The organism is Streptomyces sp. NPDC051940, assembly GCF_040680895.1.
In the GTDB taxonomy this organism is placed as follows: Bacteria; Actinomycetota; Actinomycetes; order Streptomycetales; family Streptomycetaceae; genus Streptomyces.
Genome location: NZ_JBFAXR010000064.1, coordinates 32,038 through 49,210 on the forward strand (window position 1 = coordinate 32,038; position 17,173 = coordinate 49,210).

The 17,173-nt window shown below is 75.2% G+C and carries 11 protein-coding genes; 3 read left to right on the plus strand and 8 right to left on the minus strand.

The window, feature by feature from the left end:
* The first annotated feature begins 62 nt into the window (after positions 1 to 62).
* From AB0M28_RS23810 to AB0M28_RS23820, 3 genes are read left to right on the plus strand one after another with little or no spacing between them, the layout of a single operon-like run.
* Entirely contained in the window at positions 63 to 1,625 is a 1,563-nt protein-coding gene (locus AB0M28_RS23810) for an alpha/beta hydrolase (RefSeq protein ID WP_365408350.1), read from the plus strand.
* Entirely contained in the window at positions 1,626 to 3,179 is a 1,554-nt protein-coding gene (locus AB0M28_RS23815; protein WP_365408353.1) for an alpha/beta hydrolase, read from the plus strand.
* Between the two features lie 54 nt (positions 3,180 to 3,233).
* Positions 3,234 to 6,221 (plus strand): tetratricopeptide repeat protein, encoded by a 2,988-nt coding sequence (locus AB0M28_RS23820; protein WP_365408356.1) that lies wholly within the window; start codon positions 3,234 to 3,236, stop codon positions 6,219 to 6,221.
* An 81-nt stretch (positions 6,222 to 6,302) separates the two neighbouring features.
* Here the strand turns inward: AB0M28_RS23820 and moeZ are convergent, their stop codons facing one another.
* The 8 genes from moeZ to AB0M28_RS23860 form a co-directional block, all read right to left on the minus strand.
* Positions 6,303 to 7,481 (minus strand): adenylyltransferase/sulfurtransferase MoeZ, encoded by a 1,179-nt coding sequence (moeZ, locus tag AB0M28_RS23825; protein ID WP_365408359.1) that lies wholly within the window; start codon positions 7,479 to 7,481, stop codon positions 6,303 to 6,305.
* Between the two features lie 60 nt (positions 7,482 to 7,541).
* Positions 7,542 to 8,303, minus strand: a complete 762-nt coding sequence (locus tag AB0M28_RS23830) for a spherulation-specific family 4 protein (protein ID WP_365408362.1) — start codon at positions 8,301 to 8,303, stop codon at positions 7,542 to 7,544.
* A complete protein-coding gene (locus tag AB0M28_RS23835) occupies positions 8,291 to 9,244 on the minus strand; it encodes an NAD-dependent epimerase/dehydratase family protein (protein WP_365408365.1) in 954 nt (317 codons plus the stop codon). Before AB0M28_RS23835 ends, AB0M28_RS23830 begins: the two co-directional genes overlap by 13 nt.
* Complete coding sequence (locus AB0M28_RS23840; RefSeq protein WP_365408368.1) at positions 9,241 to 11,442, minus strand: hypothetical protein; 2,202 nt, start codon at positions 11,440 to 11,442, stop codon at positions 9,241 to 9,243. Before AB0M28_RS23840 ends, AB0M28_RS23835 begins: the two co-directional genes overlap by 4 nt.
* A complete protein-coding gene (locus AB0M28_RS23845) occupies positions 11,439 to 13,148 on the minus strand; it encodes a DUF3492 domain-containing protein (protein ID WP_365408371.1) in 1,710 nt (569 codons plus the stop codon). Before AB0M28_RS23845 ends, AB0M28_RS23840 begins: the two co-directional genes overlap by 4 nt.
* Positions 13,149 to 13,303: 155 nt before the next feature.
* Complete coding sequence (locus AB0M28_RS23850; protein ID WP_365408374.1) at positions 13,304 to 15,127, minus strand: ABC transporter ATP-binding protein; 1,824 nt, start codon at positions 15,125 to 15,127, stop codon at positions 13,304 to 13,306.
* Positions 15,124 to 16,113: an ABC transporter permease gene (locus tag AB0M28_RS23855; protein ID WP_365408377.1), complete on the minus strand. Its 990-nt coding sequence runs from the start codon at positions 16,111 to 16,113 to the stop codon at positions 15,124 to 15,126. The genes AB0M28_RS23850 and AB0M28_RS23855 overlap by 4 nt, the downstream gene beginning before the upstream one ends.
* Positions 16,110 to 17,090 (minus strand): ABC transporter permease, encoded by a 981-nt coding sequence (locus AB0M28_RS23860; RefSeq protein ID WP_365408380.1) that lies wholly within the window; start codon positions 17,088 to 17,090, stop codon positions 16,110 to 16,112. The genes AB0M28_RS23855 and AB0M28_RS23860 overlap by 4 nt, the downstream gene beginning before the upstream one ends.
* Positions 17,091 to 17,173: the final 83 nt, after the last annotated feature.

Genomic DNA, 17,173 nt, shown 5'->3' on the forward strand with positions numbered 1-17,173 from the left:
CCCGACCTGCCCACTCCGCACCCACCGCCGGTCTTTCGGTCCGGCGGACTACCCTCGGCGCCATGCCGATATCACGGTCCGTTCGTCTGCTCGGCCCCGCCGTCGCCCTGGCCCTGTTCGCCGCCGGCTGTACGGACGACTCCCCCGGTCCGGACTCCGCCCCGGACGACAGCCGCCCCTCCGCCTCCGGCGCCGCGCCGTCCTCCCTCGACTGGAAGCGCTGCGGCCGCCCCACCCCCGAGCAGGGCGGCGGCGACGCCCCCGGACGGCTGGCGGACGGCACCCGCTGGGAGTGCGCCACGCTGAAGGTGCCGCTGGACTACGGCGAACCCGGCGGGAAGCAGATCGGCATCGCCCTCATCCGCGCCCGCGCGAAGGACTCCGGCCGCCGGATCGGCTCGCTGGTGTACAACTTCGGCGGCCCCGGCGGCTCCGGGGTGGCGCTCCTCCCCCAGCTGGCGGAGGAGTACGAGAAGCTGCGCGGCCGCTACGACCTGGTCAGCTTCGACCCGCGCGGCGTCGGCGCCAGCGCGCCGGTGCACTGCCTGGACGACGAGGAGACGGACGACTACCGGACGGTGGACGGCACTCCGGACGACGCCGCGGAGGAGCGCGAGGCGCTGGCCGCCTCCCGTGAGCAGGCCGACGCCTGCGAGAAGAACTCCGGCGACCTCCTGCCGTACCTGACCACCGCCGCCACCGCCCGCGACATGGACCGGATACGGGCGGCGCTCGGCGACGACAAGCTGCACTACTTCGGCATCTCCTACGGCACCGAACTCGGCGGCGTGTACGCCCATCTCTTCCCGAAACGCGTGGGCCGCGCGGTCTTCGACGCGGTGGTCGACCCGACGCAGGACGCCGTCGCCTCCTCCCTCGCCCAGGCCAAGGGCTTCGAACTGGCCCTGACCGACTACATGGCGGACTGCGCGGAGGAGGAGGGCGACGACTGCCCCACGGGGCCGGGCGGCGCGGAGGGCCGCCGCCGGATCCTGGCGCTGCTGGACCGCGTCGACTCCGACCCGCTGCCCGCGTCCGGCGGCCGGCGGCTCACCGAGGGCGACGCGGTCACCGGCATCGTGGCGGCCCTGTACTCCAAGGAGTCGTGGCCGTATCTGACCGAGGGGCTGCAGGAGGCCGGCCGGGGGCAGGGCAGGATCCTGCTGGCGCTCGCCGACTTCTACATGGAACGGTCCGACGACGGCGACTACAGCAACCAGGGCCCGGCGAACCTCGCCGTCAACTGCGCCGACTCCGCCGAGCGTTTCACGGCCGCCCAGGCGCGGCGGCAGGCGGCGGCGTTCGCCGGGGAGGCGCCCGTGTTCGGCGGTCTGCTCGGCTGGAGCCTGCTGGCGTGCACGGACTGGCCGGTCGAGGGCGACTCCGCGCACCTGCGCGTCGACGCGCCGGGGGCCCCGCCGATCCTGGTGGTCGGCAACACCGGCGATCCGGCCACCCCGTACGAGGGCGCGGCCCGGATGGCCCGCGAGCTGGGCGTGGGCGTGCGGCTGACGTACCACGGCGAGGGCCACGGGGCGTACGGGCAGTCGGACTGCGTGGACGGGACGGTCGAGGACTATCTCCTTCAGGGGAAGGTCCCGCGGGACGGGAAGGAGTGCCGGTAGATGCCCGTACGATCCCGCGTCCGGCTCGCGGCGGCCGCCGCGCTGCTGCTGATCGCCGCCGCGGCCTGCACGGGCGGTGAGGGCGCGAAGGAGCCCGCGCGGCCGAAGGCCACGGCCGGCTCCCCCGCGGGGCGCCCCGCGCTGCCCGGCGCGCTCACCGGCCAGCGGCTGGACTGGCGGACGTGCGGGTCCCCGGCCGGCGGCGGGGAGCCTCCGGGGCGGCTGGCGGACGGCACGCGCTGGGAGTGCGCCACCCTCAAGGCCCCGCTGGACTACGCCGATCCGGACGGCGCGACGCTGGGCATCGCGCTGATCCGGGCCGCGGCCCGCGACGCGGACCGGCGCATCGGCTCGCTGCTGTTCAACTTCGGCGGACCGGGCGGTTCGGGCGTGCGCGCGCTGCCGCGGACGGCGCGGCTCTTCGAAGGGCTGCGGGAGCGCTACGACCTGGTCGGCTTCGACCCGCGCGGCGTCGCGGGCAGCTCGCAGGTGCGGTGCCTGCCGAACGAGGGGCTGGACGCGTTCTTCGCGACGGACCCGACGCCGGACACGGCCGCCGAGGAGCGGGCGTTCCTGCGCGCCTCCGGCCGCTTCAACCGCGCCTGCGGCACGCGCTCCGGACGGGTCCTCCCGCACGTCGCCACCTCCGACGCGGCCCGCGACATGGACCTGATACGCCAGGTCCTGGGCGACGAGCGGCTGAACTACTTCGGCTTCTCGTACGGCAGCAAGCTCGGCGGCGTGTACGCGCACCTCTTCCCGCGGCGGGTCGGCCGGATGACGATCGACGCGATCGTCGACCCGACCGCAGACATGACGCACCACGCCCTCAACCAGACCATCGGCTTCCAGCGCGCACTGGACAACTTCCTCAGGGCGCGCGGCCAGGACCCGGCGGACGGCACGGCCCGTATCGCCCGCCTGCTGCGCCGTATCGACGCGAAGCCGCTGCCCACGGCGAGCGGCCGGAAACTGACCGAGGGCCTGGCCCTGACGGGCATCGTCGCGCCGCTGTACGACAAGTCGGGCTGGCTGACCCTGAGCGACGCGCTGACGCGGGCGCAACTGGGCCGGGGCGACGCCCTGCTCGCCCTCGCCGACTCCTACAACGACCGCGACGGCACGGGCCGCTACGGCCTCCAGATGCACGCCCAGCGCGCGGTCGACTGCGCCGACGCGGCCCAGCGCCCCACCCCCGCCCAGGCGAAGGCGTCCCTGCGCGAGTTCCGCGCGGCGTCCCCGGTCTTCGGGCCGTACCTGGCCTGGGACACGGCGGGCTGGTGCGCCGACTGGCCGGTCCGCGGCGAGTCCGACGACCCGGACGTCTCGGCCCCCGGCGCCCCGCCGATCCTCGTGGTCGGCGGCAAGGGCGACCCGGCCACGCCGTACGAGGGCGCCCTGCGCATGGTCGAGGAGCTGGGCACGGGCGTCCTGCTCACGTACGAGGGCGAGGGCCACGGCGCGTACGGCACGGGCGACCGGTGTGTGACGGGGGCGGTGGACGGCTACTTCCTGCGCGGCACGCTCCCGGCGCCGGGAACGACCTGCGGCTGAGCGGGCAGGCGGGTGACACTGGTTCCCGCGGTGCGTGAGGGAGGGGACACGGGGATGGCGGGAGGGTCCGTCCCGTCGCGGCGGGAGCTGATCCGGCGGTGGCGGCAGGGCGCGTTCGTGGGACGGCGGGGCGAACTGGCGGCGTTCACCGCCACCCTGGGGCGCCCACCCGAGGCCAGCGCCCAGTTCCTGTTCCACATCCGCGGCCCGGCGGGCGTCGGCAAGTCCACGCTGGTACGCCAGTTGGAGAGCGCGGCGCGGGACGCCGGGGCGGTCACGGCGTACGTCGACGAGTCGGCGGCCGACGCCGTCGAGGCGATGGAGCAGGTCAGCACCCAGCTGGCCCGCCAGGGCCTGGAGCTGAGGGACTTCGACCGCCGCCTGGACACCTACCGGCAGCGCCGCCACGAGGCGGCCGCCGTGCCCGTGGCCGATCCGGGCCCGGGGGCGCCGGCCCCGTCCGCGGGGAGCATGGTGGCCTCCCAGCTGTCCCTGGCCGGTCTCGGCCTCATCCCCGGGGTGGGGGCCGTCGCCGGCGCGATGGACCCGCAGCAGCTGGCCGTGGGCGCGGACCGGATCAAGACGGCGCTCAGCGCGCGGCTGCGCAGCCACGACGACGTCCAGCTGGTGCTGTCACCGCTGCGGGTGCTGACGCCGGTGTTCCTGGAGGGCCTGGCCGAGCACTGCCGCCGCCGGCCGTGGACGGTCCTGTTCTTCGACACGTACGAACGCACCGGCCCGCTGCTGGACGTATGGCTGCGCGATCTGCTGCTGGACGCCCGGTACGGGGAGGTCCCGGCGAACGTGCTGGTGGTCCTGGCCGGCCAGCGGCAGCTGGACGCGCACTGCTGGGGCGACTGGCGGGACCTGATCACCGAGCTTCCGCTGGAGGTCTTCACCGAGGCGGAGTCCCGGCAGTACCTGACCGCCAAGGGGATCACGGACGAGCGGGTCGTCGAGGTGGTCCTGCGGCTGTCCGGCCGGCTGCCGGTGCTGCTGTCCACGCTCGCCGAGGCGCGTCCCGCGGCGGCGGAGGAGGTGGGTGATCCGAGCGGCACGGCGGTGGAGCGCTTCCTGAAGTGGGAGACGGACCCGGCCCGTCGGGCGGCCGCGCTGGCCGCCGCGCTGCCGCAGGAGCTGGACGAGGACGTCTTCGGGTCCGCCGTCGGCGAGGACGGGGCGGGTGAACTCTTCGGCTGGCTGCGGTCGATGCCGTTCGTCGACGACCGCGGCGGCCGGATGCGCTACCACGACGTGGTCCGCACCGCGATGCTCCGCCTGCGGCGCCGGCAGTCGCACGAATCGTGGCGCGAGCGGCACACGGCGCTTGCGGACATGTTCCGCGACCGGCGCCTCGCCCTGGAGGAGGGCACGCCGCCGCGCGACGGCTGGTGGGAGGACGAACGCTGGCGCTCCCACCGCCTCCAGGAGACCTACCACCGGCTGTGCGCCGATCCGCGCGGCGCACTGCCCGCGGCACTGCGGGAGCTGGTCGACGCGGCGGACGAGGGCGCCGCGGTACTGCGGCGCTGGGTGGCGGCGCTGGGGCGGGCGGGCGAGGACGCGGACGCGGAGGTGGTACGGAGGTGGGGCGCGCTCCTGGGCTCGGCGCTGGAGGAGCCGGAACCGACGGCGGCGGTGCTGACGCGGCTGCTGGACCGCGCCGCGCTCGACGAGGAGGGGCTGCCCCTGGCGCTCACGGTGCGCGGCCGGGCCCTCCGCCACACCGACCGGCCCGCCGAGTCGCTGGCCGACTACACCGCGGCGCTGGAGCTGCGGCCCGACTCGGTGCGCGCCCTGGTCGGCCGGGGCACCACGTACCGGATGATGCGGCTGCACGAGGAGGCGCTCGCCGACTTCGACGCGGCGCTGCGACAGGAGCCGGAGCGCTCGAACGCGCACTCCGGCCGGGGCGAGACCCTGCGCATGATGAACAGGTACGAGGAGTCGCTGGCCTCTCTCGACCGGGCGATCGCGCTGCGCCCCGACTGGGCCACGCCGCTGGGAAGCCGCGGTGCGACCTTCCGTTCGCTGGGGCGGTACGAGAAGTCGCTGGCGGACTTCGACCGCGCCGTCGAGCTCAACCCCGAGTACGCGTGGGCGCTGGCCAACCGGGGCCTCACCCGCCGCATGATGGAGCACTACGACCGGGCACTCGCCGACTTCGACCAGGCCCTGGAGCTGGAGCCCGACTACCGCTGGGCCCTGGCCCAGCGCGGCGTCCTGCTCCGGATGGCGGGGGAGGCGGGCCGGTCCCTGGCCGACTTCGACGAGGCTCTGCGACTCGAACCGGACAACGGCTGGGCGCTGGCCAACCGGGCGGTCGCGTACAAGGAGCTGGGACGCCGGGCCGAGGCCCTCGCCGATCTCGACCGCGCCGTCGCACTCGATCCCGAGTACGCCTGGGCGTTCGCCCACCGTGCGTTGCTGCACCAGGCCATGGGGGAGGGTGAACGGTCCCTGGCCGATCTCGACCGTGCGCTGGAGATCACCCCGGACAGCGTGTGGATCCTGTTCCACCGGGCCCACGGCCGCCGTCTGGCGGGGCGTTACGACGAGGCGCTGGCCGACTTCCGCCGTGTCCGCGAACTGGAGCCCGGCCATGTCCAGTCCCTGGCCGGGGCGGGCGTCGTCCACCGGTACGCGGGACGGTACGAACAGGCGCTCACCGCGCTGCGGGAGGCCGCCGCGGCCGACCCGGACAGCGTCTGGCTGCACTACGAGCTCTCCGTCGTCCTGTACGCCCTGGGCCATGCCGATCGCGACGCGCAGGTCGCGCACACGCTGCGGCTGCTGGGCGGCGCCCTGGCTCAGGACCGGCCGGACGTCTCCGACCTCGGCAACCTCTTCCTCGTACGCTGCCTGACCGGCGGGTGGCAGGACGCCGACGGCGCCCTCACGGGGTTCCTGGCCACGGGCCCCGGTCGCGACGACACCCGCGAGCTGCGCGTCGCCATGGACACCCTGCGGACCGTCGTACCGGACGCGGAGCCCCACCTCGCCGCGTTCCGCGCCCGGCTCGGGGCCGCGCACCGGGACTGAGGAGCGCGCACCGGGACCGCAGAGAACGCGAAGCGCCCTCCCGCCGTACGGCGGAAGGGCGCTCGCAGGTGCTCCGGACGGTCAGTAGACCGGCTTCTCCGGCTCGATCTGGTGGACCCAGCCGATGACGCCGCCGCCCACGTGGACCGCGTCGGCGAAGCCCGCCGACTTCAGGACCGCGAGGACCTCCGCGCTGCGGACGCCGGTCTTGCAGTGCAGGACGATCTTCTTGTCCTGGGGGAGGTCCTGCAGGGCGCTGCCCATGAGGAACTCGTTCTTCGGGATCAGCCGGGCGCCGGGGATCGAGACGATCTCGTACTCGTTGGGCTCGCGGACGTCGATGATGTCGATGTTCTCGCCGTCGTCGATCCACTCCTTGAGCTGCTTCGGAGTGATCGTGGAGCCCATGGCCGCCGCCTGCGCCTCGTCGGAGACGACGCCGCAGAACGCCTCGTAGTCGATGAGCTCGGTGACCGTGGGGTTCTCGCCGCAGACCGCGCAGTCGGGGTCCTTGCGGACCTTGACCTGGCGGTACTGCATCTCCAGGGCGTCGTAGATCATGAGCCGGCCGACCAGCGGGTCGCCCGTGCCGGTGAGGACCTTGATGGCCTCGGTGACCTGGATGGAGCCGATGGACGCGCACAGCACGCCGAGCACGCCGCCCTCGGCGCAGGACGGGACCATGCCGGGCGGCGGGGGCTCCGGGTACAGGCAGCGGTAGCAGGGGCCGTGCTCGGACCAGAAGACGGACGCCTGGCCGTCGAAGCGGTAGATCGAGCCCCAGACGTACGGCTTGTTCAGCAGCACGCACGCGTCGTTGACCAGGTAGCGCGTGGCGAAGTTGTCCGTACCGTCGACGATCAGGTCGTACTGGGAGAAGATCTCGAAGACGTTGGACGAGTCGAGGCGCTCCTCGTGCAGGTTCACCTGCACATACGGGTTGATGCCGACGACCGTGTCGCGGGCGGACTCCGCCTTGGAGCGGCCGATGTCGGCCTGGGAGTGGATGATCTGCCGCTGCAGGTTCGACTCGTCGACCTCGTCGAACTCGACGATGCCGAGCGTGCCCACACCGGCCGCCGCGAGATACATCAGCGCCGGAGAGCCGAGACCGCCGGCGCCCACACAGAGCACCTTGGCGTTCTTCAGCCGCTTCTGGCCGTCCATCCCGACGTCCGGGATGATCAGGTGACGCGAGTACCGGCGGACCTCATCGACGGTCAGCTCAGCGGCCGGCTCGACCAAGGGTGGCAGCGACACGGGGACTCCGTAGCGTGTGAGAGCACAGTTGTTCTTCCCGTAACACTGCCACGCCTCCTCTCATTCCGAGACATGCCGTCCGATACGCGAGACGATTTCGTCCCAGTAGGCGGGCATGGCCTCCCAGCCGCGGCGGTCGGTGAAGTAGACCGTGGCCGCCCCCTGCCAGCGGGCGATCCGCATCGCCTCCTCCAGATGCGTGCGCGGCACGCCGTGCACCTGGTGCACGAAGCGCTCGGCCGGGTACTCGGCCGTCCACTCCGCCACCTGCGACCAGCGATAACGCGTCCACGGACCCGCGAACGTCACCAACTGGTCCGCGGCCTCCACATACCCGGGGTAGGGGTGTGTGCCGTGCGCCAGCACGATGTGCGCGCCGGGCGCGAGGGCGCCCAGGGTCGTCGTGGTGCGGCGCACGTCCGGCAGCAGACCGCGCTCGCCGGGGCAGCGCTCCAGATAGAAGCCGTCGACCTTGTACCACTCCAGATACCGGTGCGCGTCCGTCACCAGCTCCCCGAAGGGGCGCCGCCCCCAGCGCAGGTCCAGATGCCCCAGCAGCCGCACCCGGGCCGAGCGCAGACCGCCGGCGGCCTGCAGGCAGTGCGGATCGGGCCGTACGCCCGGACCGTTCGCGACGTTCAGCACGGACCAGTGCAGGGCCCGGGGCGTACGGGTCAGCTCACCCCACTCCATGGGCGCGACCAGCGGGTGCGCGTAGCCGGGGACTCCGAGGCCGAGCCGGACCTCCCCGGAGTCCGGCGCGACGGGCAGGCGCAGCGGCTGCAGTGCGCCGGGCTTGCCGGAGGACTTCAGATTCGGCATGCCGCCTCCATCCAGATGTCCGCGAGCGACTCCTCGATCCCGATGCGCGGGCGCCAGCCGAGCCGGTCGCGCGCCGTCCGCACGTCGGCCTGCTGCCAGGCGCCGCATCCGTCCGGATAGGGGTACGCGGCGGCGGCACCGGTCTGTTCAGCGGAACCGCTCTGCGCCGGGATGCCGCGGCCCAGACCCGAGTCGAGCTCGTGCAGGGCGCCGTTGTAGCCCGCGATCCGGGCAAGCGCCGTGGCCGCGTCGCGCAGCCGGACGGCGCGTCCGCTGCCGATGTTCACCACGCCCTGGGCCGCCGACAGCGAGGCGGCGTGCACGGCGCGCGCCACGTCGCGTACGTCCACGAAGTCGCGCTGGGCGCCCAGACCGCTGAGCTTCATATCGCCGTCGCCCTGCTGCATCGCGCGGCGGAGCGCCTCCGCGAGCCGGCCGAGCGGGGAGCCGGCGGGGGTGCCGGGGCCGACGGGCGAGAAGACCCGCAGCACGATCGCGTCGAGCCCGGAGCCCAGCACCAGTTCGCCGGCGGCGAGCTTGCTCACGCCGTACGGGCCGCCGGGGCGCGGCAGCGCGTCCTCCGCGGTGGACGAACCGGGCTGGGACGGGCCGTACTCGGCGCCGCAGCCCAGATGCACCAGGCGCGGGCTGACGGTGGCGCGGCGCATCGCCTCGCAGACCGTCGCGACGGCGACCGTGTTGTGCCGGATCAGCTCCTTGGCGTTGCCCCGGGTCGCCCCGGCGCAGTTGATCACCACGCCGGGGTGGACGGCGTCCAGGAACCGGGTGAGCGCGCCGGGGCTGCCGGACGCAAGGTCGAAGCGGACGTCGGCGTCGTCGCCGCGGCCCAGGGTGGTGAGCTGGACGGCCGGGTCGGCGAGCAGGCGGTCGGCCACATAGCGGCCGATGAAGCCGTTCGCCCCGAGCAGGAGGACCCTCATCGGTTGCCTCCCTGAGCCGGGAGGGCTGGTCGTGGGTCGTGCGGGTGGGTGGCGGCGGACATGGTGTTCTGCTCCTTGCGACGGTCCGTGGTGCGGTGAGCGGTGTGGGCCGCCGGGAGCGCGGTGCTCCGGTGGGCGGCGGCCCGGGTGAGGGACACGGCCGCCAGGGTCAGCAGGGCGGCGGCCGCGACGCTGTTGAACACCGCCGGTACGGCGGTGGGTCCCTGGGCCCCGACGAGCAGCTCGACGGGACGGCCGACGGCCCCCAGGCCCGGGAGCCGGGCGGCGACGGCGAGCGGCAGGACGGTGGCCTGGAGGGCGGCCGTCCAGGCCAGGACGGTGGCGGCCGGGCGGGCGTGCCGGTGTACGGCGAGCAGCCGGGCCAGGAAGAGGGCGACGCCGAGCGCGGTCGCCGAGACGGTGGTGCCGGTGCCGCCGCCGGCGATGCCCCGGGCGATCAGCTGCAGGGTGAGGATCGCGGCGGCGGCCATCGCCGTGGTGGCGGCGAGCAGGGGGCGGATCCGGGCGGCGAACTCGTCCAGATCCCGGCTGGCGCGCAGCGCGTTCGCCGCCTTCGCGGTGAACCAGCGCGTGGCCGCGGTCGCCGCCGGGATCGCGGCCGCGAGGGCGGCGGCGCTCCCCGCGACGGCCTGGGCCGTGCTCGCGGGGCCGGTGGTGAGGTCGTCCGCGCCGGCGGCGCCCGAGAGCACGCCGTCCAGGAGCCAGTCGCCGTACAGCAGATAGGCCAGCAGCCCGGTTACGGCGAAGACCGCCCGTACGGGCAGCGGCTCCGCGCGCAGGGGGCCGCGGGCCAGCGCGTGCCGCAGCGCCGCGGTCACGGCGACGGCTCCGGCGACGACCAGGACGGTCTGCGCGGTACCCGCGGCACGGACGGCGGCCAGCGCCGTCAGGCAGGCGGCGACGGCGGGCAGCGCGTCGCGCACCGGCTCCAGCGCGCGCGGCGGCGGGGCGGGCCGGTGCCGGGGGGCTTCGCGGTGGGTGCGGGCGAAGAGCTCCTCGGCGAGGCTGAAGACATCGCGATGGCGGTACGAGGCCGCGGTGCGGTCGGTGACCCCCTGGGCCTCGAGGGCGGCGGCGATCTCGAGGGGGTCGACGGCCCGGGAGCAGAGGTCCTTGTGCCGGTGCATCAGGGTACGGACGGGGTCGGCGGGGCCCCGCCGCACGGCCTTGGGCTTGTCGACGCGGGCGCCTTGCGGCGGTTCGGGGTCCCCGGCACGGGCGCCCTGCGGGCGGTCGTCCGGGGTGGCGTCGCGCTCGCCGGTGCGGGCGCCCTGCGGGGCGGCGTTCGGGGCCGGGTCGCGCTCGTCGGTGCGGCTGCCCTGCGGGCGGTCGTCCGCGGCCGGGTCGCGCTCGTCGGTGCGGTTCTCTGGCCGCGCCTTCGGCGCGGGGGTGTGGCCCGCCCGCCCACCCGTGGCTGGATCGGTGTCCGTGGCCGTGAGGGATGCGTGGTCACCGTGCTGGTCGGCGTCCCGGGGGCCGTGGTCCGTCGCGGCGGCGTCGGGTGCGTCCGCCCGGCGTAAGGGCACTGGCGAGGCGGGGCGGGAGCGGTCGGCGGGCTCCGCCGTGTCCGCGGACTCCACTGCTGAGGCGGACGATCCGTCGTGCCCCGACGCATCGGCCGACTCCGCGCCGTCCGACGCGGTGGTCCCACGGTCCGGATCCACGCCCTCCGGCGCACCAGCGGCCACGGGCCCCTCGGGCCCTTCACCCCTCTCCACGGGCGACAGCCCGCCCCGCGCGGGCGCGAGATCCTCGGGCCGATCCGCCCCCTCCACGGGCGACAGCCCGCCCCGCGCGGGCGCGAGATCCTCGAGCCCCTCCGGGCCCTCCACGGGCGCCAGCCCACCCCGCGCGGGCGCGAGATCCTCGGGCCGATCCGCCCCCTCCACGGGCGACAGCCCACCCCCCGCGGGCGCGCGGTCCTCGGGCCCTTCCAGGTCCTCCATGGGTGCCAGCCCGCCCCCGGCCGGGGTGAGCGGCCCCCCTTCCGCGTCCGTGTCCCCGCTGCCGAAGGCGTACGCGTACGCGTCCGTCGGCTTGGCGGCGTCCTCCGCAGGGGCGTCCGGGGGCTCCCCCGGGAGGCCGCGGCCCGCCGCGTAGTCGTCGAGCGTGGCGCGGAGGGCGTCGAAGCGCGCGTCGAGGGGGGTGTCCGCAGACGTGGGGTCGGGGGTCGTCATCGGCTCTCGCCTCCCGCCGCCTGCGGGAGGGCGCCCACCGGCTCGAGACCCGCGTCGTCCCTCGTACGCGACCAGCGCGGGACCGCCGCGCGCGGGGAGAGGCCACCCTGGCGCCAGCCGGGGAGGCGGCCGCCCGCCCAGCGGCCGGGGACCGCCGCCTCCGCGGGGTGCTCGAAGGGGCGCGGCTCGGCGCCCCACCGCGGAGGCACCCGGCGGTGGGACATCAGCTCCAGGTAGATGCCGCGGAAGGCGGCGATGTTCTGGTCGACGGTGAAGAGCTCCACCGCCCGCGCGCGGGCGGCCGCGCCGAGCCGCGCCCGGCGCGAGGCGTCGCGCAGCAGCGCGAGACACGCGTCCGCCAGGGCACGGGGGTTGCGCGGCGGGACCACCAGCCCCGTACCGCCGATGACCTCCCGTACCGCCCCGACGTCCGTCGAGACGCAGGCCCGGCCGCAGAACATCCCCTCGACCAGCCCGCCCGGGAAGCCCTCCACCACGGAGGACGACACGAGCACCTCGCCGGAGGCGTACGCGGAGGCCAGGTCCGGCAGTTCGGGTCCGCCGGTCTCCTCGAAGGAGACCGGGTTGTCGCCGACCTCGTGCGCGCCGGCCGCCTCGTCCGGGAAGAGCTGGGCGGCGAGCGCGCGGCAGTGCGCCTCGTAGTCGGGGACACCGCCCTGGGAGACGAGCAGCAGCCGGGTCTCGGGCTCCTCCTTGCGGATCTCCGCGAAGGCGTGCAGCAGGGCGATCAGGTCCTTGGCCGGTTCGATCCGGCCGACCCACACGAGCGTGCGCCCCTCCGCCGCGGTGTCCTCGCCCGGCAGCCCCGCCTCGCCGACGTCCGTGAAGCGGTCCGCCTCCATCCCGGGGTACACCGTCCGCTGCCGCTCGCGCGCCGCGCCCAGGCGTTCCTGCCAGCGCCGCGCGTGGGTGTTGCCCGGGGTGAGCAGGTCCGCGCGGGCGCACACCTCGGCGGCGAGCCGCCGCTCGAAGCCGGCGGTCAGGGCGCGGGCCGGTACGTCGCCGGGGACCTCGGCGAGGTAGTGCCGGCGCAGCCGCACCCCGTACTCGGTGACGAGCAGCGGCGTGCCGTGCGCGTAGCGCGCGACCAGCCCGGGCAGGGCCGCCGTACCGCCGGAGAGGGCGTGGCACAGATCGGCGCCGCCCAGCTCGCCGGGCCCGTACCAGGGCAGCGACAACGGGCGCAGCGCCTGCACGAGATGCTCCATCGCGGCGAGCAGGTCGACGGCGCGCGCGGCCTGTACGAGGCGCGCGCTCCCGGGTGCGCGGCACGCGGCCTCGAGCAGCCGCAGGGGGAGCTCGGAGCGCAGGGCGTGCCGCAGTCCCGGGCCCTCGTCGAGGGCGAGTGCGGCCAGTCCGTAGAGGCCGTCGGCGAAACGGTCCTCCGCCGGGGCGTCCGCGGCGATCGCGCCCGCCAGTTCGGCGAAGGACTCCGCGAACCGGTCCCGGGCGCGCCGGCCGTACGGCGCGGCGGCCTCGGGCTCGGACCACAGCGGGGCCCGGTGCACGGCGCGGACGTGGGCGGGCAGGGCGCCGAGGCCGCCCTCGTCGAGCGCGGGGTCGGCGCACAGCGCGTACGCCTCGAACTCGTGGTCCGACAGGCCCCGTACGAGCCGGTCGCACCACACTCTTCCCTCGCCCGCGGCATACGGATAGCCGCCCTCGGCGAGCAGTGCGATACGCACGCGAACACCCCCTCGTCCTTACGCCGTGCCAGCTGCGACGCGCTGGTGGAAGGAAGGTATTCGGGGGTACGGGTGGTGCGGCGGACGGTTGTCCGCCGCACCACCGGAAGGGGTGAATGGGCGTAACTTTCCCCGGCGCGGAGCGTTCGAGGCGCTTAGGACGTGTGAGCGAGCTGGGGAACAGGCTGTTCCGGCGCCCCGTCCGCGGCGTGCGCGGTCTCCGTGGCCAGCTCGCGCCGCGCCCGGCGGCGTTCGGCCGCGCGCCGCGGATCGAGATCCGGTACGGCGGCCAGCAGGGCGCGGGTGTAGGGGTGGGCGGGGTTGGCGTACACCTCGTCCACGGGGCCCTCCTCCACCACCGCGCCGCGGCGCATCACCGCCACACGGTGGCTGACCTGGCGGACCACGGCCAGGTCGTGGGCGATGAAGACCAGCGACAGGCCGAGGTCGCGGCGGAGCTCCGCGAGCAGGGCGATGATCTGCGCCTGGGTCGTGACGTCCAGGGCGGACACCGGCTCGTCGCAGACGAGGAGCCGCGGCTCGGGCGCGAGGGCGCGGGCGATGCCCACGCGTTGGCGCTGGCCGCCGCTGAACTCGTGCGGGTAGCGGTGGTACGCGGCGGGGTCGAGGCCGACGCGTTCGAGCAGCTCGGTCACGCGGGCGCGCGCTTCCGCCTCCGCGGTGCCGGCCGCCCGGAGCGGGTCGGCTATCGAGTCGCCGATGCTGCGGCGGGGGTTGAGGGAGGAGGCGGGGTCCTGGAAGACCATCTGGACGTCGCGTCTGATGCGGGTGCGGGGGTCGCCGCGGTGGGCGATCGCGCCCGCGGTGGGCTCCAGGAGGCCGACGATCAGGCGGCCGAGGGTGGTCTTGCCGGAGCCGGACTCGCCGACGATGCCGAGGGCTTCGCCTTCGTGGAGGGTCAGGGTCACGGCCTCCACGGCCGTGGTGCGGGTGCGCCGTTGGCGGAACTCGTGGGTTACGTCCGTGAGTTCGAGCAGGGGTTCGCCGTCCCGGCGGGGGCGGCCTGCGGCCGCGTCGCGCCTGCGGCGCTCGGCCTCAGACGCCGGCCGGGCTTCATCGGCGCTGCGCGCCTCGGCCTCAAACGCCGGCCGGGCTGTAGGTGCCCCTCGCCCCTCGTCCCCGGGCGCCGGAACCGCCTGCTCGGCCCCGGACAAGATCCCGGCCGCCCCGGCCGGGATCCGGGGTACCGCCGCCAGCAGCGACGCCGTGTACGCCTCCGCCGGAGCGCCCAGTACCCGGGACACCGGGCCCCGTTCGACCGCGCGGCCGGCGCGCATCACCAGCAGGTCGTCCACGTTTCCCGCCGCCACGCCCAGGTCGTGCGTGACGAGCAGCAGGCCCATGCCGGTCTCCGCGCGGAGGTCGTGCAGGAGGTCCAGGATCTGGGCCTGGACCGTGACGTCCAGGGCCGTCGTCGGCTCGTCGGCGATCAGCAGCCGCGGCTCGCACGCCAGGGCCATCGCGATCAGGACCCGCTGCCGCATGCCGCCCGAGAACTCGTGCGGGCGCGAGCGGGCGCGGCGCACCGCGTCGGGGATGCCGACCCGGGTCAGGACCTCCGTCGCGCGGGCTCGCGCCGCCCGCCGCGTGGCGTCGTGGTGGACGCGGTAGACCTCGGCGATCTGGTCGCCGACCGCGTAGTACGGGTCGAGGGACGACAGCGGGTCCTGGAAGACCATCGCCGCCAGCCCGCCCCGCAGCCGGCGCAGCTGCGACTCGTCCGCCGACTGGACATCGACGTCCGCCACCCGGACCGCGCCGGACACCGCCGCCCCCGTGCCGCGGTGCAGCCCGAGCAGGGCGGCGGCGACCGTGGACTTGCCGGAGCCGGACTCGCCGACGATGCCGAGCGCGCCGCCGGGCGGCAGGGTCAGCGACAGGTCGTCGACCGCGCGGACCGTACGCCCCTCCCCCACCGGGAAGTCGACGGTCAGTCCGGATACGGAGACCAGGCTCATGCGAGGGCCACCCTTCGGTCGGCGAGTGCGTACAGCAGGTCGGCGACGACGTTCGCCAGGACCACGGCGGCCCCGATGACCAGGACCACGCCGACGACGACCGGCAGGTCGATGTCCCGGATGCTGTCGATGAGGGTCTTGCCGAGCCCCGGGATGCCGAAGAGCGACTCGGTGAGCACCGCGCCGCCCATCATCGTTCCGAGGTCGAGCGCGCTCAGCGCGACGACGGGCGGGACCGCGCCGCGCAGCGCGTGCCGGCCGACGACGGAGCGCTCGCCCACGCCGTACGCGCGGAAGGTGCGGATGTGGTCCTCGGCGAGGGTCTCCAGCGTCGCGGTGCGGGTGAGGCGGGCGTACTTGGCGCTCTCGAAGAGGCCGAGGGTCAGCCACGGCAGCAGCATGTTCCACGCCCACTGCTCGGGGTTCTCGGTGAGCGGGACGTACGACGGGAAGGGCAGCCACTGCAGATACGCGCAGACGGCCATCAGGAGCAGCAGCCCCAGGATGAACACCGGCATGCCCGTGCCCGCGAGGGTGAGCAGCGTCAGCCCCCGCTCGGTGAGCCCGCCGCGGCGGACCGCGGACAGCACGCCCGTACCGATGCCGATGACGAGCGCGACGGTCATCGCGCCGAAGGCGAGGGACGCCGTGGCGGGCAGCCGCTCCAGGATGAGCCCGGTGACCTCCTGGTCCGTCTGGTACGACAGGCCGAGGCACGGCGCGTCGCAGTGCAGCACGGCCGTACCGGTGGAGAAGTCGCGGCCCGCGAAGAGGCCCTGCAGGAAGTGCCCGTACTGGGCGTACACCGACTCGTCGAGCCCCAGCTGCGTGCGCACCTGGGCGACCTGCTGCGGGCTGCACTTCTCGCCGCAGGCGATCTTCGCCGCGTCGCCGGGGACGAGGTAGAAGAGCGCGTAGACGACGACGGACAGCACCAGCACCACGAGGACGGCGGCCGCCAGCCGCTGGATGAGATAGCGGGTCATACGGCCTTCCCCTTACGGACCTTGCGCGAGCCGAAGCCCGAGCCGAAGCGCGAGCCCAAACGCGAGCCGAAGCCCGAACCGGAGCGCGTCCCCACCCGCAGCCGGCTAGCCTCGCGCGGATCGAGCGCGCCGCGCAGCGCCTCGCCCAGCACGGTGAAGGCGAGCACGGTGACGAACAGCAGCGCGGACGGCAGCAGGACGTACGTCGGGTCCGCCCGGAACCACGTCTGCGCGCTGGACAGCATCTGCCCCCAGCTCGGCGTCGGCGGTTTCACACCGATGCCGAGGAACGACAGGGACGCCTCCGCGACGATGTTCGACGGCAGCAGGATCGAGGCGTACGTGACGACGGGCGCCGCCAGCGACGGCAGCAGCTCGCGCCGCGCCACCCGCCAGCGGCCGGAGCCGCCGAGCCGGGCGGCGGCCACGAAGTCGAGCTTCTTCAGGGTCAGTACCTGGGCCCGCACGACCCGCGAGGTGCCGCCCCAGCCGAGCAGCCCGAGGACGAGGACCAGCAGCAGCGGCCGCGGGAAGTCCTCGCTGACGACGGCGGTGAGCGCGATCGCGATGACGAGCATCGGCAGCGCCACCATCACGTCGGTGATCCGCCCCAGCAGCCCGTCGGCGAACCGGCTGCCCAGCCCCGCGGCGAGCCCGACCGCGATACCGATCGCGAGCTGCAGCACGGTGGCCCCGGCGGCGACGAGCAGCGAGATCCGGGCGCCGTACAGCAGCCGGACGAACAGATCGCGTCCGGTGCCCGGTTCGACGCCCAGCCAGTGGTCGGCGCTCACGCCGCCGAACGAGCCGAGCGGCACGCCGCCGCGGGCGGAGTCCACGAGGTCGTCGTGGAAGGCGTTCGGGGTCTGGCCCTCGAGGGCCGCGAGCAGCGGCGCCGCGAGGGCCAGCACGACGAGCAGCCCGAGCACGGCGGCCGCGGCGACGGCCGAGGGCCGCGACCGCAGCCGCCGCCACACGGACGCGGCGCCGGCGGGGGGGGGGGGGGGCGCGGGCGGGGGGGGGGGGGGGGGGGGGGGTGGGGGCGGCGTGCCAGCGGAAA